The organism is Rhodoferax sp. GW822-FHT02A01, from assembly GCF_038784515.1.
GTDB lineage: Bacteria > Pseudomonadota > Gammaproteobacteria > Burkholderiales > Burkholderiaceae_C > Allorhodoferax.
Window position 1 is genome coordinate 141,204 of sequence record NZ_CP152376.1, and the last position, 25,722, is coordinate 166,925.

A 25,722-nucleotide genomic window follows, 5' to 3' on the forward strand; every position below is an offset into this window, starting at 1 on the left:
TCTGCCTGCGATAGTGCAATCCTGCAACAATGGGCCACATTTACATTGGTTACCCGATCAACGATGATTGTCAAATCTGTCACGCACTGTTTATGCTGTAAATAATGGCCGCACCCGTAGATTCATTCCTGCAAGATTCGAGCGCAATAGCGCTGCCCGGCCTGGGGCGTGCCATGGTGGCCGCCGGAAAGCTTGAACAAAAAGCCGCCGAGGACATTTACCGTAAGTCGATTTCCAACAAGACCAGCTTCATCTCCGAGCTGGTGGGGTCGGGCGCCGTATCGGCCTCGGACCTGGCGCATACGCTGTCCCAGGCATTTGCCGCCCCTCTGATCAATCTGGACGCGCTAGACCCCCAGCGTTTGCCAAAGGGTCTGCTGGACAACAAGACCTGCCAGGACTATCGCCTGGTGGTCCTGAGCAAGCGCAACAACCGCCTCCTGGTAGCTACAGCCGACCCGTCTGACCAGCGTGCGGCGGAAAAAATCAAGTTTTCCACCCAGATGGGGGTGGACTGGATCATCGCCGAATACGACAAGCTTTCGAAAATGGTGGAGGCCAATTCGGTCAGTGCTACCGAGGCCGTGGAAGACATCATTGGCGGCGACTTCGAATTCGACGAAAACGCCGTCGATACCGCGGTGGAACAGTCGCAAGTCACAGCCGAGGTGGAAGATGCGCCCGTGGTGCGCTTCTTGCAGAAAATGCTGCTGGACGCCTTCAGCATGCGGGCCTCGGACTTGCACTTCGAACCGTACGAACACAGTTACCGGGTGCGATTCCGTATCGACGGCCAGCTGCGAGAAATTGCCAGCCCCCCCATCGCCATCAAGGACAAGCTTGCCTCCCGTATCAAGGTGATTTCCCGCATGGATATCTCCGAGAAGCGTGTACCGCAGGACGGACGCATGAAACTCAAGGTCGGCCCCGACCGGGTCATCGATTTCCGTGTCAGCACCCTGCCCACGCTGTTTGGCGAGAAGATCGTGATCCGTATCCTGGACCCCTCCAGCGCCAAACTGGGTATTGACGCCCTGGGCTATGAGCCCGAGGAAAAAGAACGCCTGCTCAAGGCCATCAGCAGACCATACGGGATGATACTGGTCACCGGCCCCACTGGCTCAGGCAAGACCGTGTCCTTGTACACCTGCCTGAACCTGCTGAATCAACCGGGTGTCAATATCGCCACGGCGGAAGACCCCTCCGAAATCAACTTGCCTGGTGTCAACCAGGTCAATGTGAATGAAAAAGCCGGACTGACGTTTGCCGCAGCCCTGAAGTCCTTTCTGCGCCAGGATCCGGACATCATCATGGTGGGTGAAATCCGGGACCTGGAAACGGCAGACATCTCCATCAAGGCGGCGCAAACCGGCCACCTGGTCCTGTCCACCCTGCACACCAACGACGCACCGACCACGCTCACACGTATGCGCAATATGGGCATTGCCCCGTTCAATATTGCCTCCAGCGTGATCCTGATCACCGCCCAGCGTCTGGCCCGCAAACTGTGCCCCACCTGCCGCAAGCCAGCCGACATTCCCAAGCAGGCCCTGCTGGACGCCGGCTTTACCGAAGACATGCTCGACGGTTCCTGGAAGCCCTACAAGCCAGTTGGCTGCTCAAGCTGCAACATGGGTTACAAAGGCCGCGTGGGCATTTACCAGGTGATGCCGGTATCGGAGGAAATTCAGCGCATCATTCTCGCGGATGGCAGTTCCCTCGACATTGCGAAGCAGGCCGAGCGGGAAGGGGTGCGATCCCTGAGACAATCGGGCCTGAGGAAAGTGCAGACTGGCCATACCTCGCTTGAAGAGGTTCTGGCTGTGACCAACGAATAAGGCTTACCCAAGGGACGCTATGGCTACGAATCCAGCTAAAACTGCCAACAACAATGAAGCAGTCTACGAATGGGAAGGCAAGGACAAGAATGGCAAGCAGGTACGCGGTGAGATTCGTGCCGGCGGCGAAAACCAGGTCAAGTCCGCCTTGCGTCGCCAGGGTGTCACTCCCACCAAGATAAAGATGCGGCGCACCCGCTCCGGCAAGTCCATCAAGCCCAAGGATCTGGCCATCTTCACGCGTCAGCTGGCCACCATGATGAAGGCGGGCGTTCCCTTGCTACAGGCTTTCGATATCGTGGGTCGCGGCAACCCCAACCCCAGTGTCACCAAGCTGCTCAACGACATCCGCAACGACGTGGAGACTGGCACATCGCTAAGCGTTGCATTCCGCAAATACCCGATCTACTTCGACAACCTGTACTGCAATCTGGTCGAGGCCGGTGAAGCGGCCGGTATCCTGGACCAGTTGCTGGATCGTCTGGCGGTCTACATGGAAAAGACCGAAGCCATCAAGTCCAAGATCAAGTCGGCCCTGATGTATCCCATCTCGGTTCTGATCGTAGCGTTTGTGGTGGTCGCTGTGATCATGATTTTCGTGGTGCCCTCGTTCAAGCAGGTGTTTACCTCCTTCGGTGGCGAGCTGCCTGGACCAACCCTGGTCGTGATTGCCATGAGTGAGTATTTCGTCAAGTACTGGTACCTGATCTTCGGTGGCCTGGGGGGCGGAATCTACTTTTTCCTCGAGTCCTGGAAGCGCAATGAAAAGGTCCAGGAATTCATGGACAGGCTGATGCGCAAGCTTCCCATCTTTGGTGTTCTGGTCGACAAGTCCTGTATCGCGCGCTGGACACGCACGCTCTCCACCATGTTTGCCGCCGGTGTCCCGCTGGTGGAAGCACTGGACTCGGTGGGAGGAGCTGCCGGCAACATCGTATACCAGCATGCAACCCAGAAGATCCAGCAGGAAGTCTCCACGGGTACTGCGTTGACTGCGGCCATGACCAACGCCAACCTGTTTCCGTCCATGGTGCTGCAGATGTGCGCCATCGGAGAGGAATCCGGCTCGATCGACCACATGCTGGGCAAGTGCGCCGACTTCTATGAAGCCGAAGTGGACGACATGGTGGCCGGCATTTCCAGCCTGATGGAACCCATCATCATCGTGGTGCTGGGTACCATCATCGGTGGCATTGTGGTGGCCATGTACCTGCCCATCTTCAAGCTGGGTCAAGTGGTTTGATGCTTTCCGGAGTTCAATGGCTGGACGCCAGCCTGATGGGCCTGCTTGGCCTGTTGATCGGCAGTTTTCTGAACGTCGTCGTATACCGCCTGCCCAAAATGATGGAGCGCCAATGGCAGCTGGAAGCTGCCGAAATGGCGGGCCAGGAGCTCGCCAAGCAGGAAGCCTTCAACCTGGTGGTGCCCCGCTCGCGTTGTCCACATTGCGGCCATGCAATTGCCTGGTATGAAAACATCCCGGTTCTGAGCTACCTCGCACTGGGTGGCAAATGTTCGGCCTGCAAGAGCCCCATCAGCGCACGCTATCCGCTGGTTGAAGCCACTGTAGCAGCACTGTTCTTCTATTGCTCCTGGACCTACGGTGCCAATGCCTCCGGTCTTGCGTGGAGTGTGTTCGCAACCGTTCTGGTCGCCCTGGCACTGATCGACTGGGACACCACCCTGCTGCCGGACGACCTTACCCTGCCTCTGGTCTGGCTGGGGCTGATAGCCGCGGCATTGCAATGGATACCGGTCACACTCAATGCCTCGCTGTGGGGTGCCGTTGGTGGCTACATGTCGTTGTGGACGGTCTACTGGGCCTTCAAGCTGGTGACTGGCAAGGACGGCATGGGCTATGGCGACTTCAAGCTGTTTGCAGCTCTGGGCGCCTGGTTCGGATGGCAGACGCTGATACCCATGATCCTGATTGCCTCCATCATTGGCGCGATCGTGGGAATCGCCATGAAGCTCAATGCCAGCCTGCGCGAGGGCGGCTACGTGCCCTTTGGTCCGTTTCTGGCGGGTGCCGGTTTGTGCGCACTCTTTCTCGGGCCGGCCGCTTTGCGGCACGCCGTCGGTCTGTAGAGATGCCCGGCCCACTGAAACTTGGCCTGACCGGTGGAATTGGTAGTGGCAAGAGTACGGTTGCGGGCCTGCTGGCACAGCACGGCGCCAGTGTGATCGATGCCGATGCCATCTCACGCGCCACCACAGCCAGTCAGGGTGCTGCCATACCGTTGATTCGTGCGGCGTTTGGCGAGGAATTCATAGGCCCGGATGGTGCGCTCCTGCGAGAGCGCATGCGCCAGCACATATTTGACAACCCGCAGGCCAAGCAGGCACTGGAGGCCATCATCCATCCCCTGGTCGGCCAGGCCATTGCCGAACAGCAGCGCCAACTCGCGCAAGCCGGCAAGAAATGCCTGGTGTTCGACATCCCGTTGCTGGTGGAGTCCGGGCATTGGCGCAAAACCCTGGACCGCGTGCTGGTGGTGGACTGCAGTGAACAGACGCAAGTGCAGCGCGTCTGCGCCCGCAGCGCCTTGCCTGCCTCTGAAGTGCAGAAAATCATCGCTGCCCAGGTGAGCCGCTTACAACGCCTGGCAGCGGCAGACGTGGTGCTCTGCAACGACGGTATTTCATTGGATGAATTGGCCGCGCAAGTGGCTGAACTCAGTCCGCAGTTCGGGCTATGATGCGGCCACACGAAAGTACAGCGTGATTCTCTACGAATACCCATTTAACGAGCGCATTCGCACTTACCTGCGGCTCGAACATCTGTTTTTGCGGTTGGCCACGCTGGTCTCCCGACAAGCTCCGCTGGACCACCATTTTGCCCTGACCACCATCTTTGAAGTCATGGACGTGGGCGCGCGCGCCGATCTCAAATCGGATGTGCTCAAGGATCTGGACAAACAAAAGCAGGTGCTTGGCAGTTACCGCGGCAACCCCGCCATTTCGGAAGCCGCTTTGGAGCAAGCCGTATCCCAAGTGGAAGGCTGCTTTGAGGCGCTCAACGCCACTGCCGGCAAGGCAGGACAGTCACTCACTGAAAACGACTGGCTGATGAGCATCCGCAGCCGCGTCGGCATTCCCGGTGGTACCTGCGAATTTGACTTGCCGGCCTACTTTGCCTGGCAACACCGCAGCCCCGAAGTGCGCGTCAAGGATTTGCATCGCTGGGCCGCCACGCTAGCGCCACTGGCAGACTCCATTCACTTGCTGCTCAAGATGCTGCGAGACTCCGGCGCTCCACAAAAGGTGATTGCTGCAGGTGGCCAATTTCAGCAGAACCTGCCACAGGGCCGCACCTTCCAGTTGCTGCGGCTGGCACTCGATCCGGCGCTGCAGCTGATTCCCGAAATCAGTGGAAACCGGCTGATGGTGTCCATCCGCTTGATGCGCCTGGATGCCGACGAAAAGCTGCACCCAGCGGGCGAAGACGGCGCGTTCGAATTGGCCCTGTGCGCCTGAACGGTAGGTAGTGGTAATGGAAGCGGCAAATCCCAGAAAGATCGTGCGTTGCCCCGCTTGCGGCGGCGACAGCGTGTATGCGGTGAGCAATCCGTATCGGCCGTTCTGCAGCGAACGCTGCAAGAACCTGGACTTTGGCGCCTGGGCTAGCGAGGCCTTCCGCGTGCCAACCGAAGCGCCCCCGGAAGACGAGTTCTACGGCGATCCCAAGCTGCAATAAGTTGCGGCCGTAAAGCCGCGCTCCTCTGCAAACCAACCCAGCACCGGCACCGTACCTGGCAGCACCGGCTGCACCTGCACCGGCAGCTGCTCCCAGGAAAAGTTCTGAGCCTCCCGCATCTGCAGCTCGCCCTGCCATTCGAAGACCTTGCAGAAGTTCAGGCGCACCAGCGCATGCGGGTAATCCACCATCTCCACGCGCCAAGGCGTTACGGCGCCGATATCGATGCCCAGCTCTTCGTGCAATTCGCGGCGCAGCGCCTGTTCCACCGACTCGCCCGCCTCGAGCTTGCCGCCTGGAAATTCCCAGTAACCGGCATAGGGCTTGCCCACTGGGCGCGAGGTCAGAAGAAAGGCCCCGTCGGCGCGCACCAGCACACCCACGGCCACTTCGGTCACCGGTCGGTCCGGACCGCCCACGCGCTCGGCGTGCCCATCGGCAACCAGCGGCTTGTTGCTCATGCAGACACCGACTTGCGGCCGGCATAGTCCTGCGCAAACTGCCAAGCCACGCGGCCGCTACGAGAGCCACGCTCCAGCGCCCAGAGCAAGGCCTCGGGTCGCGCTGCTTCAATTTCACTTTGCGCAACACCCAACACCGCCAGCCACTGGGCTGCGATGTGCAAGTATTCGTCCTGCGAGAAGGGGTAGAAACTCACCCACAGGCCAAAGCGCTCAGAGAGCGAAATCTTTTCTTCCACGACTTCACCCGGGTGCACCTCGCCCTCTGGCGTATGGGTGTAGGTCAGGTTTTCGGACATGTACTCCGGCAACAAATGGCGGCGGTTGCTGGTGGCATACACCAGCACATTGGGCGTGGCGGCGGCCACGGAGCCATCCAGCACCGACTTGAGCGCCTTGTATCCCGGCTCACCTTCGTCAAAGCTCAGGTCATCGCAGAACACAATGAACTTCTCAGGCCGCTTGGCCACCAGCTCCACGATGTCGGGCAAATCCACCAGGTCGGCCTTGTCCACCTCGATCAGGCGCAAGCCCTGGTCTGCATAAGCATGCAGGCAGGCACGAATCAGGGACGACTTGCCGGTCCCTCGTGCACCCGTCAGCAACACATTGTTGGCCGTGGCACCGCGCACGAACTGCGCCGTGTTGCGCTGGATCTTTTCCTTCTGCTGGTCGATCTCCTTGAGGTCCACCAACTTCATCGCGCCCACGTGGTGCACGGCCGATATCACCCCTTGCCCGCTGGAGCGACGGCGATAGCGGAACGCAATCGACGCCCCCCAGTCCGGCTCCGTCAGCCCATGCGGCAATGACGCTTCCACCCGCGCCATAAACAATTCGGCACGCTCCAGAAAGGCAGCAAATTTGTCGTTCATATCAACCATACGTTCTCCGGAGCAGAAGGTATTCAAATTCAAGAACACCGTGGATCCGGCTCAGCCGGTCCACCGGTGTTGCCCCCTGCAAGGGGGAAAGCGGCTACGCGCAGCGAGCAAGCCGGGGGGTGTTCACGATCTGTAGTCAGCGTTGATGGTCACGTACTCGTGGCTGAAATCACAGGTCCACACCGTATCGGTGGCGTCTCCCCGACCCAGCCCCACGCGGACGGTGATTTCGCTTTGTTTCATGACGCGCTGACCGTCTTCCTCGCGATATGCCGGATTGCGCCCGCCTTGGGTTGCCACATGCACATCGTCCAGGAACAGCTCGATCTGCGACTGGTCCAGATCATCAATGCCGGCGTATCCCACTGCCGCCAGAATGCGCCCCAGATTCGGGTCGCTGGCATAGAAAGCGGTCTTCACCAACGGCGAGTGCGCAATCGCGTACGCTACCTTGCGACACTCCTCAGCATTGCGTCCGCCTTCGACCACGACGCTAATGAACTTGGTGGCGCCCTCTCCGTCACGCACAATCGCTTGGGCCAGTTTGCGTGCAACTTCCAGCATCAGCGCCTTGAGCGCCTGGCCGTCTGCGGAATCCAGCGAGGTGACGGGTGTATTGCCAGCCTTGTTGCTGGCGATCACCACCAGCGAGTCGTTGGTGGAGGTGTCGCCATCCACCGTGACGCGGTTGAACGAGCCTTCTGCCAGTTCAAGCGCCAGTTGTTTCATCACACTCTGGTCTACATTTGCGTCGGTGGCAATGAAGCCTAGCATGGTCGCCATGTTGGGACGGATCATGCCGGCACCCTTGCTGATGCCCGACACGCTGACCTGCTTGCCGCCCACAAGCCCATGCACACCAAAGGCCTTGGGTTGGGTGTCCGTGGTCATGATGCCCTCGGCCGCCTTGAGCCAGTTATCCGCCTTGGCGTCAGCGATGGCGGCGTCCAGTCCGGCCTCGATGCGGTCGATCGGCAGCGTTTCCATGATGACGCCAGTGGAAAACGGCAACACCTGATCGGCATCCACACCAAGGCGTTTGGCCACAGCCGCGCAGGTGCTGCGTGCGCGACTCAAACCATCGGCACCGGTACCGGCGTTGGCATTGCCGGTATTGATGACCATGGCACGGATGGCCTTTTGAGTGAGCAAGTGCTCACGGCAGAGCTGGACCGGAGCGGCACAAAAGCGGTTGGACGTGAACACGCCCGAAACGCTGGCGCCTTCGTCGATCAGGACCACGGTAAGGTCCTTGCGGTTGGCTTTGCGGATACCTGCTTCGGTCACGCCGATGCGCACGCCCGCAATGGGGTGCAGCGTGGCCAAGTCGGGCAAGGGCAAATTGACGGGCATGGTCTTCCTTTAAACGAGTTTGCCGTGGCAGTGCTTGTACTTCTTGCCGCTGCCGCATGGGCAGGGGTCGTTGCGACCAACGCGCCCCATGGCAGCCACGGCTGCGGCAGCCGCTGTTGCGGTAGCGCTCCTGGCCTGCCCCAGCGTCTCCGCATCGACAGTGGTCTGCACTTCGCCAGTTTCCGTGGGGGCGCTGTAAGTCACGTTGGAGATGGACTCTGCGCGCGCTTCCATTTGCTGGGCCGCTTCATCGGCCTGCTCGGCAGACTGGATCTTGACCGTCATCAGCGTCTTGGTGACTTCGTTCTTCACCGAGTCCAGCAGCTGGCCAAACAACTCAAAGGCTTCGCGCTTGTATTCCTGCTTGGGTTGTTTCTGGGCGTAGCCACGCAGGTGGATGCCCTGGCGCAGATAGTCCAGCGCACTCAGGTGGTCACGCCAGTGGCTGTCAATGCTCTGCAGCAGCACCATGCGTTCAAACTGGGTGAAGTTGGCCTCACCGACCTGATCGACCTTGGCCTGGAAGGCCTTGTCTGCCGCCGTAGCCACGGTTTGCAGTAAATCTTCGTCGGTGATGGCACTGGCCTCGGCGACCTGCTTCTTGAGGTCCAGCTCGATCTGCCAGTCTTCGGTCAACACCTTCTGCAAACCGGTGATGTCCCACTGCTCTTCCACCGACTCCTGCGGCACAAACTGGCGCACCAGGTCGTGGAAGCAGCCTTCGCGCAACGAGGCAATCTGTGCGTTGAGGTCCTGCGCGTCCAGAATCGCATTGCGCTGCTGGTAGATCACCTTGCGCTGGTCGTTGGAAACGTCGTCGTACTCCAGCAATTGCTTACGCATGTCGAAGTTGCGGGCTTCCACCTTGCGTTGCGCACTCTCGATGCTGCGGGTGACGATGCCGGCCTCGATAGCCTCGCCTTCGGGCATCTTCAGGCGCTCCATGATGGACTTGACGCGGTCACCGGCGAAGATCCGCATCAGTGAATCGTCCAGGCTCAGGTAAAAGCGCGAAGAGCCCGGGTCACCCTGACGACCGGAGCGGCCACGCAGCTGGTTGTCGATACGGCGCGACTCGTGGCGCTCGGTGGCAATGATGCGCAGGCCACCCAGCGCCTTGATGGCTTCGTGGTCGCGCTGCCATTCGGTCCGGATCTCGGTGATGCGCACCTGCTTGGCTGCTTCGTCCAGCGCCTCATCGGCTTCCACCGCCTCTATGGCCTTCTGGATGCTGCCACCCAAAACGATGTCGGTTCCCCGGCCGGCCATGTTGGTGGCGATGGTGATCATCTTGGCGCGACCGGCTTGGGCCACGATCTCAGCTTCACGGGCATGCTGCTTGGCGTTGAGCACCTGGTGCGGCAGCTTTTCCTTTTCAAGCAGGGTCGAAATGATTTCGGAGTTTTCGATGGACGTAGTGCCCACCAGCACCGGCTGGCCGCGCTCATAGCATTCGCGGATGTCCTTGATGGCGGCGTCGTACTTTTCCTTGGTGGTCTTGTAGACGCGGTCCAGCTGGTCTTCGCGGCGACTGGCGCGGTTGGGCGGGATGACCACCGTCTCCAGGCCATAGATTTCCTGGAACTCGTAGGCCTCGGTATCGGCAGTACCGGTCATGCCGGCCAGCTTGCCGTACAGGCGGAAGTAGTTCTGGAAGGTGATGGAGGCCAGCGTCTGGTTCTCGGCCTGGATTTCCACGCCTTCCTTGGCTTCCACGGCCTGATGCAAGCCATCGCTCCAGCGGCGACCGGTCATCAGGCGGCCGGTGAACTCGTCGACGATGACGATCTCACCCTGCTGCACCACGTAGTGCTGGTCGCGGTGGTACAGGTGGTTGGCACGCAGCGCTGCATACAGGTGGTGCATCAGCGTGATGTTGGCCGGGTCGTAGAGGGAAGCGCCCTCGGCAATCAGCCCCAGGCCGGCCAGAATGCGCTCGGCATTCTCGTGACCGGCTTCGGTCAGATAGACCTGGTGGGCCTTTTCATCGACGGTGAAGTCACCGGGCTTGGTGACGCCCTCACCGGTGTGCGGATCGGCCTCGCCTTCCTGGCGCACCATGAGCGGCACGATCTTGTTGATGGCGATGTAGAGGTCGGTATGGTCTTCGGCCTGGCCGCTGATGATCAAAGGCGTACGCGCTTCATCGATCAGGATGGAGTCCACCTCGTCGACGATGGCGTAGTTCAGGCCGCGTTGCACCCGGTCGGCCACCTCGTACACCATGTTGTCACGCAGGTAGTCAAAGCCATATTCGTTGTTGGTACCGTAGGTGATGTCGGCACGGTACGCGGCCTGCTTGTCTTCACGCGGCGCCTGCGGCAGGTTGATGCCAACGGTCAGGCCTAGGAAGTTGTAGAGGCGCCCCATCCACTGCGCGTCGCGACTGGCCAGGTAATCATTCACCGTCACCACATGCACACCCTTGCCGGTCAGCGCATTCAGGTACACCGGCAGAGTGGAGGTAAGCGTCTTGCCTTCGCCCGTGCCCATTTCGGAAATCTTGCCGTAGTGCAGCGACATGCCACCCAGCATCTGCACATCGAAGTGGCGCATCTTCATGACGCGCTTGGAGCCCTCGCGTACGACCGCGAAGGCCTCGGGCAGGATGGAGTCCAGTGACTCGCCATTGGCTACCCGGGTCTTGAACTCTTCGGTCTTGGCCTTCAGAGCTTCATCGGTGAGCTTCTCGAACTGCGGCTCCAGCGCATTGATGCGGGACACCACGGAGCGGTATTGCTTGAGCAGACGGTCGTTACGACTTCCGAATATTTTGGTAAGAATGTTGATGGCCATGCAAGCAAGACTGGCCTGTTGCCCACCACGGGCGCACAGAACAGCGCAGTCCTTTTTTAGTCAAGGTGAAATGAGGGCATTCCGGCAAAAAACAAGCGCCACGGGGCGCTTGCTACTTACACAGCCTGCGAAAACGACGATTTTAGCGTTTGCCCAAGACCGCCAGGTTACTGCCGGCATTCAGAAACTTCTGTGGGTCCTGCGGCACACCCTGAACCAGCACCTCAAAGTGCAAATGGGCGCCGGTAGAGCGACCGGTATTGCCCACTTCGGCAATCTTCTGGCCCCGTTTGATCAGGTCCCCCAGCTTGACGAACACCTTGGATGAGTGCGCATAGCGGGTAATCAGGTCGTTGCCATGGCTGACCTCGATCATGTTGCCGTATTGGGGGTGAAACTCCTGTGCCACCACCACCCCACCCGCAGCGGCGTAGATCGGCGTGCCCACGTCCGCCGGGAAGTCCAGCCCGGTGTGCAGGGCCGAATGTCCGGTAAACGGATCAATGCGCCAACCGAAGGTGGAGCCCAGCGCAACGTCCTTGACCGGCTGCTCTGTGGGCACCATCAGCTTCTTTATCTTTTGTTCAAACAGGCGCGATTCGATCACGGTCATGACATCGGTGTGCTGGTTGGTCAACTGGTCCAGGTCGGACAAGGCCGCCTGCAATTCCTGCATGGAGAGCGGGTGGGCCGCCACCTGCACACCGCCCTGCCCCGGTCTGGCCCGTATATCGGCAGGGTTGATGCCCGCAAGGCCCGAAACCCGCTCGCCCAGGGACTCCAGTTGCAGCACCTTGGCCTGCATCTCGCCCACGCGCCTGGCCATGACATCGATGTTTTCGCGCATGAAGCGCTCGCGCTGCGCCACTTCGTCCTTCACCACCAGCTTCACCAACTGGCTGATGACAGGCCAGCCCTCGCGCGCGCCCTTCAGAAACACCCAATGGTACAAACCGGCTGACACCAGCATCAGGCACAGGGAAACGGCCAGCACAAACGCAATCAGCCGCGCCCCGCTGAGCTGAATGGTGCGGCTCCTGAACCGTGCATCCGTGATAATCAACTGCATTGCCATCCTTTCCCCAACATCCCACCGGGCCATGATCCGCCGCAACCACGCCATCTCCCTGCTACAGGCGACCCAGGAGTCCGAAACTCTGAGCCGCCTGTGCGATCTGGCTGAAGAGTCGGCACAACGGCTGAAATCGATAGAGCCACTGTTGCCGGGGCCTCTGCGCGCCTGCGTGCGCCCCGGGCCCATTGACGGCTCCGTCTGGTGCCTGCTCCTTGACAACAATGCGGTGGCTGCCAAGGTCAAACAACTTTTGCCCGCGCTGCAAGCCCATTTGCGGACCAAGGGCTGGGAGGTTAGCGCAATTCGGCTAAAGGTTCAAACGTCGGCCACCCCGCGTTAATCGAGGAGCACAAGACATGACCAAATGGACTCTGCCTCAGAAGACCAAGCACAGTGTTGTCGTCAAAGGTAACAAGGTCCAGCTCTCGGGGTTCAATTCGGCGGATGTTCTGGCTGCGTATGAGGCAGGACGCAGGGAGGCGCTGGAAGAGGCGGCACAACTTTGCGATGCCCTGGAAAAGGACTACAAGAAGAAGCGGGAAGAAATCGACAGCCTGGAAGATTCCCTGTATTGGGGTATGTCTTGTGGTGCGTTCGAAAGCGCGGCCGAAATAAGAAAACTGCTGGCACGCATGCCCGTCGACAAACCCTCACCGAGTGATTCCTGACGGCGCAGATGCGTCCTCAGTCCGATTAAATAATGGGCAAACTAATTCCCGGTTTGCCGCTAAATTGAATGGATTGAGAATTACGCCCGTGCGTCACCCCAGCGCAACTCGGAAGAATCGTCACCCCGGTAAATGGTGCGACCGGCACGATCCACACAATACTCCGGTGAAACAATCATTTCCCGAATGGCCGTCCCATTGGGGATGCGCGTATATTCAAACAAAACACTGCGCTCGATGACTGCACCGGCCTTGACGTGGCAACCGTGACCAATCCAGGCCGGGCCAATAATGGTGGCGCCGGGCTCCACCTTGACGCTGGAGCCAAAATAAACCGGCCCCTGGATATTGACCTGGTCCCAGGGGATACAGACGTTCAAACCCACCCACACACCCGGACGCACTTCGACACCGGGCATATTCATTTCAGCCACGCCTCCGCGCAACACGCGTTGCAGCACGGACCAGTAATCGCTCACCCGCCCAATATCTATCCAGTTGAAGAAGCGCTTTTGTGCATAAAAGGGCAATTGGCGTTCCACCAATTGCGGAAACAATTGGGAGCCAATGTCGTACACGGTGCCGGAAGGCACCAAATCCAATATGGAGGGCTCAAATATGTAAATGCCCGTACTGGCCATGGTGGACTTGGCTTCTGCCGGGCTGGGTTTTTCCTGGAAGGATTTGATCTGCCCGTCTTCACCCGAGACAACAATGCCGTAATTGCTGACATCTTCCCGCGGCACGTCCAGTGTTACCACACTGGCCATTGCGCCTTTGAATTTGTGTTCGCTCAAGGCCGCGCCAATATCCAGGTCAATCAATGCATCGCCGCACAAGACCAGCGTGGTTTCGTCAAAAAAGCCGCTGAAATCCTGAATCTTGCGCATACCCCCGGCAGATCCCATGGGACGGGGCAATATGTCTCCGTGGTCCAAAACGCCTTCGTAGGAATAACCCAGCTCCACACCCCAGCGATGCCCGTCGCCAAAATAGCGCTCGATTTTCTGGTGGTGGTAAGCCACGTTGACCATGATCTGCTTGATGCCGTGGCGCGCCAAATGCTCAATCAGGTATTCCATCAAAGGCTTGCCAAGAATCGGCACCATGGGTTTGGGCAGGTCCTTGGTCAGAGGCCGTACACGCGTTCCTTGGCCTGCAGCCAGAATCATTCCTTTAGCCATTTTTCTCAATCCCCTTGTTTCTAGTCCATCGAAGACACATAGCAGCAGGGCACTGTAAACCGGTTACGTTACAGAATGCCCCTACCCTCTAGCTTGCGTACCCGGTGGGGTTGTTTTTTTGCCAGCGCCAGGCGTCTGCGCACATGGTCTTCAAATCGCGCGTGGCCTGCCAAGCCAGCAGCTCCTTGGCCAAGGTTGGCTCAGCGTAACAGGCCGCGATATCGCCCGGCCTGCGCGCCTGTATTTGATAGGGTACGGGCTTGCCGCTGGCAGCCTCAAAGGCCTTGACCATTTCCAGAACGCTGTAGCCAACCCCAGTGCCCAGATTGATGGCCACGCATTGCCCCACGCCCGGGACGGCTGCCGGCTTGCTCAGTGCCTCCAAGGCACACAAATGCCCCATGGCCAAGTCCACCACATGGATGTAGTCGCGCACCCCGGTGCCATCGGGCGTGGCATAGTCGTTACCCCATACGTTCAGGAACTCCCTGCGCCCCACGGCAACCTGGGCCACAAAAGGCAGGAGATTGTTCGGGGTGCCCTGTGGGTCTTCGCCAATCAGACCACTCTCGTGTGCCCCAACCGGGTTGAAGTAACGCAAGATGCCAAAACTCCAGCTGGAATCCCCTGCGAACGCATCGCGCAGCATGTCTTCAATGACCAGCTTGGTCCGTCCATAAGGATTGGTCGCCGAGAGCGGATGGTCCTCTGTCAGGGGCAGGCGTTGCGGATCACCATAGACCGTGGCCGAGGAGCTGAATACCAGCGTCTTCACTCCGCAGGCATTCATGGCCTCCAGAAGACGCAGCGTCCCCACAACATTGTTGTCGTAATAGCGCAGCGGCTGCTGCACGGATTCCCCCACCGCCTTGAGGCCGGCAAAGTGGATGACCGCCTGCGCCCCACTCTCGCGCAAGGCCCGCTCCATTGCAGCGCCATCCCGTATATCGGCCTGCACCCGCGCAATGGATTTGCCGGTAATTTTCTCAACACGATTCAGAGACTCGGGACTGCTGTTGCAGTAGTTATCCAGCGAGGTGACGCTGTACCCGGCCTTCAGCAGTTCCAAACAGGTGTGAGAGCCAATGTAACCGGCACCGCCGGTAACCAGTATTTTCATATTTGTGTGCATTCAGTAGTATGGCCTTGGGTATATGGCAGCTCCATGACCCGGGGTCAGGAAACCTGATCGTAGTGGATTATTTTGTATTTACCGATGCATTGGCCTGATTTGCCCAATAAAACACGCCCATTTTTCCTTCCCGAAAAGAATGCATTCCAAATACACTATTGACTATATAAATTCACCCGCGTCTGCAACATGCAAAAACATACATTGCACCTGACTTTGGTATGTCTTTTCCTGGCTGCATGCGGTGAAGAGGCCAAACCGGTTGCCCAGGCACCGAGCGCGCCTTTTGTCAAAACAATTTCCCCGACCCAGAGCGCCAAACAAGATCTTGGATTATCCGGCACCATTCGAGCCCGGGTGGAGTCGCCCATAGCGTTCCAGGTCAATGGCCGGATCGCCAAACGAATGGTTGACGCAGGACAAGAAGTCAAAGCCGGCCAGGTCCTGTTTGCGCTGGATAGACGTGACCTGGAGCTGGCCTTGCAGTCGGCGCAAGCCGATGTGGCCGCTGCCGAGGCAGCCAAAGCCACGGCAGATGCGGACCTGGCCCGTACCAAACAGCTCAAAGACCAAGGCTTCATCAGCACGCAAGCCACCGATATGGCACAACTGGCTGCCCGCGAAGCACACACCCGGCTGGCCGCAGCGGCATCGCGCCAGGCGCAAAGCCGCAATGGCCTGGACTACGGCCTGGTGCGCGCGCCGGCTGCCGGCGTCATGTTGGATGTCGTGGGCGAGCAAGGCCAGGTAATATCGGCCGGCCAAAGTATCGCAGTGCTGGCACAGGCAGGCGAGCGCGAGGTGGAAGTGAACTTCCCCGATGGCGTGCCGCCTCCGACCGAAGGCAAGCTGCAATATGCCCAAGGCGTCCTGCCACTGAAATTGCGGGAAGTTGCCGGAAGCGTGGACCCCTTGAGTCGCACCCTGCGCGCCCGCTACACGGTCATGGAGAACGCGCAGGCGCTGGTGCTCGGCAGTGTCGTGAAAACGTCGTTTCCGGAAGGTGCTGGCGCCGTCCCCACCAAGGCGGTTCCACTGGCTGCCGTGGATGAGCGCGGCCAAGGCCCCAGGGTCTGGATCTACAAGGAGGGGCATGTGCGCGCCCTGCCCGTCAAGCTGGTTGCCATCGATGGGCAGACTGCACACATCCAGGCAGAGTTGCCCACCGGAGCCAAGGTGGTTGCCATGGGCACGCATCTCCTGACGGACGGCATGCCGGTACGGGAGTTGGCTCAGTGAGCTTCCCCAATCTGTCTGCGCTCGCGGTCCGCGAGCGCTCGGTCACCCTGTTCTTTCTGCTGATTGCCGGCATTGCCGGAGTGTTCTCTTTCCTGGCACTCGGGCGTGCTGAAGACCCCGCGTTCACCGTTCGGGCGATGGTGGTCACCGTAGTCTGGCCCGGCGCGACGCCGCAGGAGCTCCAATCCCAGGTGGTGGATCGGCTGGAGAAGCGGGTGCAGGAAGTTCCGTACCTCTATCGCATGGAGAGCACCATCCGTTCCGGACAGGCCAGCCTGCAGATTGAATTTGAAGACTATGCACCCAACTCGCGCATACCCGACCTGTTCTATCAGGTGCGCAAGCGCATGGAGGACGAGTCCCACACCCTGCCCCCTGGCGTGATCGGGCCTATCGTCAACGATGATTTCTCCGATGTGTACTTCACACTGGTATCCGTGACCGCACCTGGCATGCCCATGCGCGAACTCACCCATGTCATGGAGTCCATGCGTGACCGATTGCAGCATGTGGAGGGTGTGCAAAAGGCCCTGATACTGGGCGAGCGTACCGAGCGCATGTTTGTCGAGTTCAACCAGGAAAAGCTGGTCAACCTGGGGCTTTCGCCACAGGCCGTGTTTGAGGCGATCGACGCCAGCAACCGCTTGGTGCCTTCCGGCAAGATTGAAACGCAGGGCCCGCGCGCCTATCTGCGGCTGGATGCCGACCTATCGGACCCCAAGCAGATCGAGTCTCTGCCGATCCGGGTGGGAACCAAACTGATCCGGCTCTCGGACGTCGCCCTGGTGCGGCGCGGCTATGAAGACCCGCCCAGCTATCTGGTGCGATCGCGGGGCCAGGATGCCATGCTGCTGGGCACGGTCATGGCAAAGGGCGAGAACGGCCAGGCACTTGGAAAGCGCCTGGACAAGTTCATCGAAACAGAACGCAGCCGCATGCCACTGGGCATGACGCTGGAGGTGCTGACCAACCAGGCCGAAGCGATTGATCACGCGGTGGACCTCTTCCAGATCAAGTTTCTAGTGGCGGTCATTGTGGTGATTGGCGTCAGTGTCCTGGCATTGGGGTTGCGCGCGGGACTTATCGTCGGCATCGCCGTGCCTTTCACCTTGGGCATCAGCTTTCTGATCATGATGCTGTTGGATATCAATCTGGACCGCATCACCTTGGGCGCACTGATCATCGCCCTGGGTCTGCTGGTGGACGACGCCATCATCTCCGTCGAGATGATGTTGGTGAAGATGGCCGAGGGCTGGGATCGCGTGCGTGCCGCGGCCCACGCCTGGACCGTTACCGCCGCCCCCATGCTGCTGGGCACACTGGTGACCGTTGCAGGCTTCTTTCCGATCGGCTTTGCCAAATCTGCCGTAGGCGAATACGCCGGCAATATTTTCTGGGTGCTTGCCATCACGCTGGTGGTTTCGTGGTTTGTCGCGGTCACCTTTGTTCCCTACCTCGGGGTGAAGCTGTTGCCAGCGCTCACCGACGCGCAGGCCCAGGCGCACCACGGTGCTTACCATTCCCCGCTCTACCAGCGCCTGCGTCGCCTGATCACCTGGTGCGTGGTCTGGCGCAAAAGCGTGGTGGCCATGACGGTTGCACTGCTGGTGTTGTCCGTCATTGGCATGGCAGTACTGGTGCACAAACAGTTCTTCCCCAACTCGGATCGCACCGAGGTTCTGATCAGCGTCTACCAGCCACAGGGCAGTGGAATCGCTGCCACCGACAAGACCATCCGCAAGATCGAAACCTTGCTGGCGCCCATGCCCGAGGTGAAGTCCCTGTCTTCCTATGTGGGCGCCGGTGCCCCCCGCTTCTTCATTTCTGCCACACCGGAACCACCGGATCCGGCTTTCGGAAAGATCATTGCTGTTGCCCGGGACACTGCAGCGCGCGACAAAATCATCGCGCTGGTAAAGCAGCACATTGCCGCCGGCGAATATTCCGAGGCACGGGTGCGCCCCTACCGGCTACTGTACGGCCCGCCCGTCGTATGGCCCGTGACCTTGAGGGTTGTCGGCCCGGACCCTGTGGTGCTGCGCAAGATCGCCCACCAGGTCCGCGATGTGATGACCAAGAACCCGCACCTGGTGGATCCCCACCTGGAGTGGGACGAGCGGGCACCCACGCTGCACTTGAGTACCGATGCAGAACGACTGAGCCTGCTCGGGATGACGCCCATGGAAGTGTCGCAGCAGTTGCAGTTCTTGCTGGACGGGGCAACGGTGACACAGCTGCGGCAGGACCTGCGCTCCGTCGATCTGGTGGCGCGCGGCATTCGCAGCGAATCGGGGTTGACAGCCGAGCGCCTGGGTGCAGAGGAACTGATCACCCACGATGGCCGCAAGGTGCCGCTGGCACAGTTGGGGCGCATCGAGGTGCGTTATGAGGACCCCGTCATCAAGCGCTACAACCGTGAGGGATTTCTGGCGGTCTTTGCCGACATCCAGGATGCCGAACCCAACGACGTGACCGATGCGGTATGGCTTGCCCTGGCTGATGTGCGCAGTCAATTGCCCGCGGGCTACCGGATTGACGTTGCAGGCTCCGTGGAGCAGTCCGGCAAGGCCGATCTGTCCATCCAGAAGCTGCAGCCGGCCATGGCGGCGTTCATGATGATCTTCATCATGATTCAGATGCGCTCCTTTAAGGGCACCTTCGTGGTCGTGGCAACGGCCCCTCTCGGACTGATGGGTGCGGTATTGGCTCTGCTGCTGTTTCGCCAACCCTTTGGCTTCGTGGCGCTGCTGGGCCTTATAGGGCTGGCCGGCATTCTCATGCGCAACACGCTGATTCTGACCCAGCAGATTTCCGACAATGACGCAGCCGGCACGGCGCCCTTCGAAGGCGTTGTGGAAGCGGCTGTGCAGCGCGCCAGACCGGTGATCCTGACCGCTTTTGCTGCGGTATTCGCCTTCATTCCATTGACGCACGACAGCTTGTGGGGCGCATTGGCCTATGTGCTGATAGGCGGTGTGGCCGTGGGGACGGTCATCACGCTGCTGTTTGTCCCGGCACTCTACGCCATATGGTTCAAACGGGAAGTGAAGGCCTGACAGTTCAGTGGCGCAAGGCGCGCCGCCACCATGCGCGTATGGCCCATACGCCCGCACCGATGGCAAGCAACAAGACAACCACCACCAGCCAGCTGGTACGGCCGGGGTTCTGAATGGCATCCAGCACCTTCTCTATGAACAGCGCAATTGCCAGGGTGCCAGGAGCCATTCCGAGAAAAGTGCCCAACAAGAGGTCTGCCAGGCGGATATGGGATGCCCCGGCAACCATGTTGATGACGGCAAAAGGCGCCACCGGAACCATGCGCACGGCAATGATGGCCAACAAGCCGCGCTCACCCAGCTTTTGACTCAGTCGATTGGCGCGCTCGCCACCCAGCTTTCGCAGGATGTCCCTGCCCAGCGCAGCGCCCAGGCCGTAACTGCACAAGGCGCCAAGCTGCGCGCCCAGCATCACGCACAGGAACCCATTCAGCGATCCCAGTGCCACAATGAAAACCACGGTCAGAAAGGTCAATGGAACGGCAACGATCAGCGCCAGGGCAAAGGCCAGCACCGCCGCCACCAGTCCGAAATGTTGCGCGATCTGCCGTAGCGACGTCACGACACGAGGAACATCCAGCGCTTCACGCAAGGGTGAAAACGACCACGCAAGCGCGCAAACCACCACAAGCAGAACCACAGCCACCGCCAACACCAGCTTGTGGCGTATATGCCGGGCAGACATAGGCTTATTGATCTGCGCCCCGAAGGACCCTGGCCAGTCCGGCTATCTGGTCGGCTTCGAAGATGGAGCCATGCAGTCCCTGAATCAAACTCTCGGTCAGCCTGCCCTTTTGCAATGTTCGCCAGGGCGCAAAGAACAACCAGTCCCAGCGTGAAAGTCCGGACGTCTTCACCAGCAGCGTACGTCCTTCGAATCGATGCGCACGGTATCCCGCCATGGCCAGTACCTGGCCCACCAAGGCGGCGTCGTTGATCATCGCGCTGATCTTTCGGCCGTTCATCATCAGGTCACCCAGGCGGAAGTTCCTCACCAGCCAGACAAACAGGTGCCAGAAAATGGTACCGCCCCAGATCGCGCGTGGATACAAGGTGTCCAACAGGATCAGACCGCGCAAGGGATACCCACGCTTCTGCAGCACACATGCGGTCTCCAGAGCGGTGATACCACCGACAGAGAAGCCGGAGATGAATCCTGGCAGCGCATCCTGCGATTCGACAATGTCCGCATACAGCTCCGCCAGCTGCGAAACACCGGAGATAGGCTGGCCCAACGGGGGCTGCAGCATTCTGACGTCGTAGATATCCTGCAACTCCTGCGCCAGCGCCTGAAAACGAATCAAGTCGCCATGACCGGAAGCGGCTATGTAGAACGGCGCCTTGTTGGAGTTCGCATTGAAACTCACGATGGAACTGGGAGCCTCAATGGGCTTGCGCAGCATTTGCGCCAGTGCCTCAACGGTTGGGTTCTCGGTCAGCAGGAACAAGGGCACGGAATGGCCCACCATTTTTTCGAGACCGGCCAGGATGGTGACGGCGTCCAGCGAGTCCCCTCCCACTTCAAAGAAGTTGTCGTACACGCTCAAGGGGCGGACATCCAGAACGTCCTCCCACATGGCGAGCAGCTTCTGCTCCATTTCGTTCTTGGGCGGACGCGCAGCCTGCGGAACAAAAAGATCCGAGGGTTCGGGCAATGCTGCATAGTCAATCTTGCCGGTGTCCCCCATGGGCAGCTCCGGCAGTATGGTGATGCCTGCTGGAATCATGTAGTCGGGCACACGCAAACGCAGAGCTTGCTGCAATTCATCGGACCCCAGCTTGGTCGACGTGGAGACCCACGCATGCAGCACAGGCTTGTCGCCTCTTTGCACCACCTTCACCGCCGCCTCAGTCACACCATCCACACGAAGCAGCCCGGCTTCAATCTCGCCGAGCTCAATGCGGTAGCCGCGCAACTTGATTTGTCGATCCAGCCGCCCGACAAAATGCAGATTGCCATCTTCGCCGAACCAGCCCGTGTCACCGGTGCGGTACATACGTCCACCCGGCCTGAAGGGGTCGGGGTAGAAGGCCTGTGCATCCAGGTCGGGGCGGTTCAGGTAGCCGCGCGCAACGGCCGCACCGCCAATGAATATTTGCCCATGCATTCCCAGCGGGAGTTGGTGCAGCTTGGAATCCAGCACATAGATGGACGTATCGTCCACCGGATAGCCAATGGGCAGCACGTTGGATGCGGGCCCGCTCACGCACTCCCAGGCCGTGGCAAAAATGCAAGCCTCGGTTGGCCCATACACATTGAACAGCCTGGCTTTGGTGGAGGACAGATAGCGGTTGACCAGCTCGGCAGGAAGCACTTCGCCACCGCAACATGCCACCCGCAGTTTCAGGTTGGGATGGCCGCCCGCCTTGTCCAGAAACCGGGTCAGGGTGGAGGGCACAAACGCGATGAACGTGGCACCGTGGCGGATGGCAAATTCGGCAAGCGTCTCCGGCAGCAACCGGCCGGGCGGCGGCAATGCCACGCTGGCCCCGTTGATCAAGGGCAGACACAACTCGATCAACGACGGATCGAAGGTGATCTGGGTACTGAGTGCGGACCGGTCCCTGGGGGTGACTTGGTAGGCCTTGGTCAGCCATTTGAGCCGATGCGCCAAAGCCGAATGGGACATCATCACGCCCTTGGGTCGCCCTGTGGAGCCCGAGGTGAACAGCACATAGGCCAGCGATTCGGGAGTCACTTCCACCGCCAGTGGCACCACGGCATCTTCGTCCAACGGATCGCTTAGTGAAACAACCAGCGTCTTGGCATGCAAGGAGGCCAGTCGCTCCGGCCCCTGAGCCTGGATGACCAGGGCCAGGGCACCGCTTTCCTGCACGATGTCTGCCAGCCGCGCTGTCGGTGCGTCGGGGTCCAGAGGCAAAAATGCGGCACCTGCCTTGGACACAGCCAGCACCGCAACCACCAGTTCTGCCGACCTGGGCAAGGCCAATGCCACCACCGCATCCGTCGTGGCGCCAAGAGCGCGCAGGCGTCGCGCCAGCAGATTGGACCGCTGATCCAACTCCGCGTAACTCATGGTGCCGCCGTCCCATACCAGCGCAACGGCGCTGGGGTTGGCATGGGCCTGCGCCGCAAACTGCGTAACGTAGGGTGTGGAGCCCTCGTTCCACTGCGTGCTGGGGTGCAGCGCGCGCACCTGCAGATGCTGCGAATCGGACAACAGTGGAAGTGAGTCGAGGGGCGCGTCGGGCGTCGCACTCATGCGCAACACCAGGCTCCAGATACGCTGGCCAATCTGTGCCACTTCCTGCTCGGAGAAACAGGCGGAACTTCCCTCCAGCACCATCTCGGGATGCTGGGTGGTCTGAAATTCGCAGATCGTCACGCCCAGCGGATAGCGCGCTTTCCCATTGAACAATTGGCGCGATTCAGCCATGACGGCGTCACCAAAGGCCACGTCGTAATCCTGCCTCTCAAAGGACAGCAGCACATCGAATATTCCGTCCCGTCCCAGTCGCATGACCTCCAGCGCTCGCCCCATCTCGCTCAGCGGATAGCGCGAATGCCGCAGCGCCCCGCGCATGGTGGAGCCGATGGAGGCCAGCAGTTCCTTCACCGTCATGCCGGGCGTCAACGTGACATTCACTGGGAACACGCCCACAAACATGCCCAGCGTATTGCGGAACTTCTTTCCGGCGCGATTCAGATTGGGCACTCCGATAGCAACCGATTGGCGGTTGGTAATGCGTGCGAAGTACACCGCCATCGCGGCCAGGAAGTAGTTGAATACGGTGCTGCCACTCTCCGCTGCGGAGGAGCGGAGTTTTTCGTAGTCTGCCAACGGGAGCGAAATATCGCTCAACCATGCGTCGGCCAATGCGGCGGAGTCGCTTTCGTTTGAATGCCGCCGGTCGATGAGAACCGGCGGCAGTGTTGGCATCTGTTCCAGCCAGTAGGTCCCGTCGCTTTCAAATGTGGCGGACTTCATGTATTTGTTGGAGTCATCCACAAAGCTGCTGTAGCTCGCAGAGGCATCCGGTTCGACAGCCTTGCCCTGATGCAGCAGGTTGTAGATTTCACTCCAGCGCTGGATCAATCGGGCAGTTCCCCACCCGTCGATCATCAGATGGTGGTATTGCATGACCAGCGCGTTGCGATTTGCTTCCCCCTGGATCAGCCCGAATTGCCAAGGAGGACGGCCACTCCAGGAGAAGGTGCTCTGCAGATGCTGCTTCCACCAGGACTGCGCAGCCTCATGGATATCCTGACCAACCGCAGCCGTGGTGATGTCCAGTGGAATGTCCATGTCCTGCAGCAACACTTGCGTACCATCCTCATTGGGTACGAGGCGCATTGCGTCACTTTCTGCCACGAGAATTTTCAGCGCTGCGGCAAGCGTCTCCACCTGAAGATGGCCTTCAAGATATGCCACCCCACCGATGATGAGGTGCGTGCTGCCAGGCCAAGCCCTTTGGTCCAGCCACACTTCGCGCTGGCTCAGGGAGAGCGGCAACACGTTGCTGCCCAAATTGTTAGCGGTTACCTCTTCCACTTGCTCACGCGCTCCATTGTGTGTCGATAGCCGACTTCAGCTATTTCAGCAGCACTGCGGTATCCCATCATGGAATAGCTGCTGACCGGTGGTTCCAGATAGATATCTGCCTGTGCAATCGTCTGACCGCGCTGGTTGAGACCACCGATATGTCCGGCGCGGTACATGATTTGGGCGATGGTCGGCGTCTTGGATGAATTGGGAAGAAGCGAATTTTTTACCGTCTTCCATACGGACAACTTGAGCAAGTCGGGAGGCGCGCTCAATTCATCCTGCACATCGACATCCACTGCAATGATGGTCCCGTTTCCGCGCCGCCGCTCCTGTGCGGTCCCCAGGCGCATACGCATGGCGGCTACGGGTACGTTTTCCAGAATGGCCCCGTCCACCAACAACTCTCCATTGACCAGTACCGGAGGGAACAATCCGGCTGGCGAATTGCTCGCCAGAACCGCCCGCCACAGTGGCCCGCTGTCCTGAACGGTGGTGCAGCCCTTGGTGAGATTGCAGGCTGCAGAAAAATACGGACGCCACAGGCCATCCACCTGCAAGTCGCCAAACATGCGGATCAGATCCCGTCGGACCCGGTTACCGGACACCAGTGAAATCAGCGGCAGGGTGGGAAACTCTCCGCCCGCAGCAAACTTCTGCGTACGTTCGCGGATCTCGTCCAGAGGGATATCGCAGGCGTACTGCGCCCCGATCAAGGCGCCCATGCTGTTGCCGCCAATCAGGTCGATGGGCACGCCCGACTCATGCAACGCCTTCAGCACGCCCAAGTGGGCAAAGCCCCGTGCGCCACCGCCGCCAAGGACAATGCCCACTGCGCTCCCGGTGACGAAGCGCGCCAGGCGGTCGTAATCGCCGGAGTGGCCGCGACGTGTAGGGTAGTAGCGTTCAACGTCCCGGCCGCGATGCCAATGCCCCCGTTCGGACGGGTACAAGGAGCCGGGCGAATGCAGGACCACCAGGTGCCTGCGCTTCATGGCGTAGCCAGGCTCTTTCATGAGCTGGCTCTCCAGTGCGGAGATGTCCTGCGATGCGCCCGCCGTTCCCACAAAGACAATCTGGTCCGCCTGTCTGAAGGCGCGCTGGGTCCAGGCGGTTGCGTCCATACCGGCTTCATAGACCAGAAACCCGACATCAGACTCCAGTGATTCCTGGCGCCTGATTTCTTCTACATCCTGATTGCCCGCAATCTGGGCAAACTTGCTGTTGTCCGCCAAGGTATAGCGGTGTGTGGACCCCATCTTTGCAAAGGCCTGCGCAAGCCCCGTGGAGACCTCCAGAGCGTCCGCGTCGTTGTGCAGAGGCACGACCACAATGGATTCGGCGTGCCGCTTCTTGGTCAGGTTGTTGTGACGCAGGTAGTTGTAGATAGCCTGAACAAATACGCGATTGAGCGCCAACGGGTGCTTGGCTAGCAGTGCCTCGTATTCGTCCTTGTGCAGTACCGCAAGGGTCGAATCCCGCACAGCCACCACGTCGGCCGAGCGTGGCTGTTGAAGAATCAGGCCGGCCTCACCTACGCTCTCGCCCGGTCGGACTTCATTGAACAGCAGCAACTTGCCGGTACTGTCCTTGCGGGAAACTCTCAGTCCTCCCGCAATGACAAACATCATGCTGTTCGAAGGGTCGCCTTCGCGCAAGACGGTTTCACCGCCGCGTGCTGTTTGAATCTTCAGATCGTTGGCAAGATCTGCTATGACGAAATCATCGAGTGATCCAAAGACATTGCTGGCTCTCAGGACGTCGACCACCCGAGCACGAAGCGTTTCGTCGATTTTCATTTCCACTGCCCTACGTTTATTTTGAATTTGCCTGA

Annotated in this window: 20 protein-coding genes; 10 read left to right on the forward strand and 10 right to left on the reverse strand. The window is 59.8% G+C overall.

Translation table 11 applies throughout. The features are described from left to right. Window positions 1-104: 104 nt before the first annotated feature. Genes pilB through AAGF34_RS00670 form a run of 6 tightly spaced genes read left to right on the forward strand, consistent with a single transcriptional unit; the run spans window position 105 to window position 5,535 of the window. Complete coding sequence (pilB, locus tag AAGF34_RS00645; RefSeq protein WP_342618709.1) at window positions 105-1,838, forward strand: type IV-A pilus assembly ATPase PilB; 1,734 nt, start codon at window positions 105-107, stop codon at window positions 1,836-1,838. A 19-nt stretch (window positions 1,839-1,857) separates the two neighbouring features. After that, window positions 1,858-3,081, forward strand: coding sequence for a type II secretion system F family protein (locus tag AAGF34_RS00650; RefSeq protein WP_342618710.1), 1,224 nt, complete (start codon window positions 1,858-1,860; stop codon window positions 3,079-3,081). Beyond that, window positions 3,081-3,926: an A24 family peptidase gene (locus AAGF34_RS00655; protein WP_342618711.1), complete on the forward strand. Its 846-nt coding sequence runs from the start codon at window positions 3,081-3,083 to the stop codon at window positions 3,924-3,926. The genes AAGF34_RS00650 and AAGF34_RS00655 overlap by 1 nt, the downstream gene beginning before the upstream one ends. A gap of 2 nt (window positions 3,927-3,928) precedes the next feature. Beyond that, window positions 3,929-4,537, forward strand: coding sequence for a dephospho-CoA kinase (gene coaE / locus AAGF34_RS00660; protein WP_342618712.1), 609 nt, complete (start codon window positions 3,929-3,931; stop codon window positions 4,535-4,537). A 22-nt stretch (window positions 4,538-4,559) separates the two neighbouring features. Then, window positions 4,560-5,315, forward strand: coding sequence for a cell division protein ZapD (gene zapD / locus AAGF34_RS00665; RefSeq protein ID WP_342618713.1), 756 nt, complete (start codon window positions 4,560-4,562; stop codon window positions 5,313-5,315). A gap of 16 nt (window positions 5,316-5,331) precedes the next feature. Then, window positions 5,332-5,535 (forward strand): DNA gyrase inhibitor YacG, encoded by a 204-nt coding sequence (locus AAGF34_RS00670; protein ID WP_342618714.1) that lies wholly within the window; start codon window positions 5,332-5,334, stop codon window positions 5,533-5,535. Here the strand turns inward: AAGF34_RS00670 and AAGF34_RS00675 are convergent. The 5 genes from AAGF34_RS00675 to AAGF34_RS00695 form a co-directional block, all read right to left on the reverse strand. Continuing rightward, a complete protein-coding gene (locus tag AAGF34_RS00675) occupies window positions 5,511-5,996 on the reverse strand; it encodes an NUDIX domain-containing protein (protein WP_342618715.1) in 486 nt (161 codons plus the stop codon). The genes AAGF34_RS00670 and AAGF34_RS00675 overlap by 25 nt on opposite strands. Continuing rightward, window positions 5,993-6,871 (reverse strand): ATP-binding protein, encoded by an 879-nt coding sequence (locus AAGF34_RS00680; RefSeq protein ID WP_342618716.1) that lies wholly within the window; start codon window positions 6,869-6,871, stop codon window positions 5,993-5,995. The genes AAGF34_RS00675 and AAGF34_RS00680 overlap by 4 nt, the downstream gene beginning before the upstream one ends. A gap of 132 nt (window positions 6,872-7,003) precedes the next feature. Beyond that, window positions 7,004-8,233: a bifunctional glutamate N-acetyltransferase/amino-acid acetyltransferase ArgJ gene (gene argJ / locus AAGF34_RS00685; RefSeq protein WP_342618717.1), complete on the reverse strand. Its 1,230-nt coding sequence runs from the start codon at window positions 8,231-8,233 to the stop codon at window positions 7,004-7,006. A 9-nt stretch (window positions 8,234-8,242) separates the two neighbouring features. Beyond that, window positions 8,243-11,029 carry a preprotein translocase subunit SecA gene (gene secA, locus AAGF34_RS00690; RefSeq protein WP_342618718.1) on the reverse strand — a complete coding sequence of 929 codons (2,787 nt, stop codon included), beginning with the start codon at window positions 11,027-11,029 and terminating at the stop codon, window positions 8,243-8,245. A 142-nt stretch (window positions 11,030-11,171) separates the two neighbouring features. Then, window positions 11,172-12,098 (reverse strand): M23 family metallopeptidase, encoded by a 927-nt coding sequence (locus tag AAGF34_RS00695; RefSeq protein ID WP_342618719.1) that lies wholly within the window; start codon window positions 12,096-12,098, stop codon window positions 11,172-11,174. 31 nt (window positions 12,099-12,129) lie between these two features. Between AAGF34_RS00695 and AAGF34_RS00700 the strand changes: the two genes are divergently transcribed. Together AAGF34_RS00700 and AAGF34_RS00705 are read left to right on the forward strand one after the other, a co-directional pair. Continuing rightward, the gene (locus AAGF34_RS00700; RefSeq protein WP_342618720.1) at window positions 12,130-12,444 is read left to right on the forward strand and encodes a hypothetical protein; all 315 of its coding nucleotides are present in this window, start codon (window positions 12,130-12,132) and stop codon (window positions 12,442-12,444) included. A gap of 16 nt (window positions 12,445-12,460) precedes the next feature. Further along, entirely contained in the window at window positions 12,461-12,772 is a 312-nt protein-coding gene (locus AAGF34_RS00705) for a hypothetical protein (RefSeq protein WP_342618721.1), read from the forward strand. An 80-nt stretch (window positions 12,773-12,852) separates the two neighbouring features. Here AAGF34_RS00705 and AAGF34_RS00710 read toward each other — a convergent pair whose 3' ends face one another. Both AAGF34_RS00710 and galE read right to left on the reverse strand, forming a co-directional pair. Then, window positions 12,853-13,944 (reverse strand): NDP-sugar synthase, encoded by a 1,092-nt coding sequence (locus AAGF34_RS00710; protein ID WP_342621194.1) that lies wholly within the window; start codon window positions 13,942-13,944, stop codon window positions 12,853-12,855. 100 nt (window positions 13,945-14,044) lie between these two features. Continuing rightward, a complete protein-coding gene (galE, locus tag AAGF34_RS00715) occupies window positions 14,045-15,076 on the reverse strand; it encodes a UDP-glucose 4-epimerase GalE (protein ID WP_342618722.1) in 1,032 nt (343 codons plus the stop codon). A gap of 201 nt (window positions 15,077-15,277) precedes the next feature. On the opposite strand from galE, the gene AAGF34_RS00720 reads away from it, so the two are divergent. Beyond that, window positions 15,278-16,327 carry an efflux RND transporter periplasmic adaptor subunit gene (locus tag AAGF34_RS00720; RefSeq protein WP_342618723.1) on the forward strand — a complete coding sequence of 350 codons (1,050 nt, stop codon included), beginning with the start codon at window positions 15,278-15,280 and terminating at the stop codon, window positions 16,325-16,327. Further along, a complete protein-coding gene (locus AAGF34_RS00725; protein ID WP_342618724.1) occupies window positions 16,324-19,383 on the forward strand; it encodes an efflux RND transporter permease subunit in 3,060 nt (1,019 codons plus the stop codon). The genes AAGF34_RS00720 and AAGF34_RS00725 overlap by 4 nt, the downstream gene beginning before the upstream one ends. Window positions 19,384-19,387: 4 nt before the next feature. On the opposite strand, the gene AAGF34_RS00730 is transcribed toward AAGF34_RS00725, so the two are convergent. From AAGF34_RS00730 to AAGF34_RS00740, 3 genes are read right to left on the reverse strand one after another with little or no spacing between them, the layout of a single operon-like run. Beyond that, complete coding sequence (locus AAGF34_RS00730) at window positions 19,388-20,068, reverse strand: VTT domain-containing protein (protein ID WP_342618725.1); 681 nt, start codon at window positions 20,066-20,068, stop codon at window positions 19,388-19,390. A 4-nt stretch (window positions 20,069-20,072) separates the two neighbouring features. After that, window positions 20,073-23,897, reverse strand: coding sequence for an amino acid adenylation domain-containing protein (locus tag AAGF34_RS00735; protein WP_342618726.1), 3,825 nt, complete (start codon window positions 23,895-23,897; stop codon window positions 20,073-20,075). Then, window positions 23,885-25,687 carry a cyclic nucleotide-binding and patatin-like phospholipase domain-containing protein gene (locus AAGF34_RS00740; RefSeq protein ID WP_342618727.1) on the reverse strand — a complete coding sequence of 601 codons (1,803 nt, stop codon included), beginning with the start codon at window positions 25,685-25,687 and terminating at the stop codon, window positions 23,885-23,887. The genes AAGF34_RS00735 and AAGF34_RS00740 overlap by 13 nt, the downstream gene beginning before the upstream one ends. Window positions 25,688-25,722 lie beyond the last annotated feature (35 nt).

What these genes read in the sequence shown, in the direction of transcription:
- coaE (WP_342618712.1), top strand. Translation starts at nt 3,929, where the DNA reads ATGCCCGGCCCACTGAAACTTGGCCTGACCGGTGGAATTGGTAGTGGC.
- AAGF34_RS00695 (WP_342618719.1), bottom strand. Translation starts at nt 12,098, where the DNA reads ATGCAGTTGATTATCACGGATGCACGGTTCAGGAGCCGCACCATTCAG.
- AAGF34_RS00710 (WP_342621194.1), bottom strand. Translation starts at nt 13,944, where the DNA reads ATGATTCTGGCTGCAGGCCAAGGAACGCGTGTACGGCCTCTGACCAAG.
- AAGF34_RS00720 (WP_342618723.1), top strand. Translation starts at nt 15,278, where the DNA reads ATGCAAAAACATACATTGCACCTGACTTTGGTATGTCTTTTCCTGGCT.
- argJ (WP_342618717.1), bottom strand. Translation starts at nt 8,233, where the DNA reads ATGCCCGTCAATTTGCCCTTGCCCGACTTGGCCACGCTGCACCCCATT.
- pilB (WP_342618709.1), top strand. Translation starts at nt 105, where the DNA reads ATGGCCGCACCCGTAGATTCATTCCTGCAAGATTCGAGCGCAATAGCG.
- AAGF34_RS00730 (WP_342618725.1), bottom strand. Translation starts at nt 20,068, where the DNA reads ATGTCTGCCCGGCATATACGCCACAAGCTGGTGTTGGCGGTGGCTGTG.
- secA (WP_342618718.1), bottom strand. Translation starts at nt 11,029, where the DNA reads ATGGCCATCAACATTCTTACCAAAATATTCGGAAGTCGTAACGACCGT.
- AAGF34_RS00705 (WP_342618721.1), top strand. Translation starts at nt 12,461, where the DNA reads ATGACCAAATGGACTCTGCCTCAGAAGACCAAGCACAGTGTTGTCGTC.
- AAGF34_RS00740 (WP_342618727.1), bottom strand. Translation starts at nt 25,687, where the DNA reads ATGAAAATCGACGAAACGCTTCGTGCTCGGGTGGTCGACGTCCTGAGA.
- AAGF34_RS00670 (WP_342618714.1), top strand. Translation starts at nt 5,332, where the DNA reads ATGGAAGCGGCAAATCCCAGAAAGATCGTGCGTTGCCCCGCTTGCGGC.
- AAGF34_RS00675 (WP_342618715.1), bottom strand. Translation starts at nt 5,996, where the DNA reads ATGAGCAACAAGCCGCTGGTTGCCGATGGGCACGCCGAGCGCGTGGGC.
- AAGF34_RS00650 (WP_342618710.1), top strand. Translation starts at nt 1,858, where the DNA reads ATGGCTACGAATCCAGCTAAAACTGCCAACAACAATGAAGCAGTCTAC.
- galE (WP_342618722.1), bottom strand. Translation starts at nt 15,076, where the DNA reads ATGAAAATACTGGTTACCGGCGGTGCCGGTTACATTGGCTCTCACACC.
- AAGF34_RS00655 (WP_342618711.1), top strand. Translation starts at nt 3,081, where the DNA reads ATGCTTTCCGGAGTTCAATGGCTGGACGCCAGCCTGATGGGCCTGCTT.
- AAGF34_RS00700 (WP_342618720.1), top strand. Translation starts at nt 12,130, where the DNA reads ATGATCCGCCGCAACCACGCCATCTCCCTGCTACAGGCGACCCAGGAG.
- AAGF34_RS00680 (WP_342618716.1), bottom strand. Translation starts at nt 6,871, where the DNA reads ATGAACGACAAATTTGCTGCCTTTCTGGAGCGTGCCGAATTGTTTATG.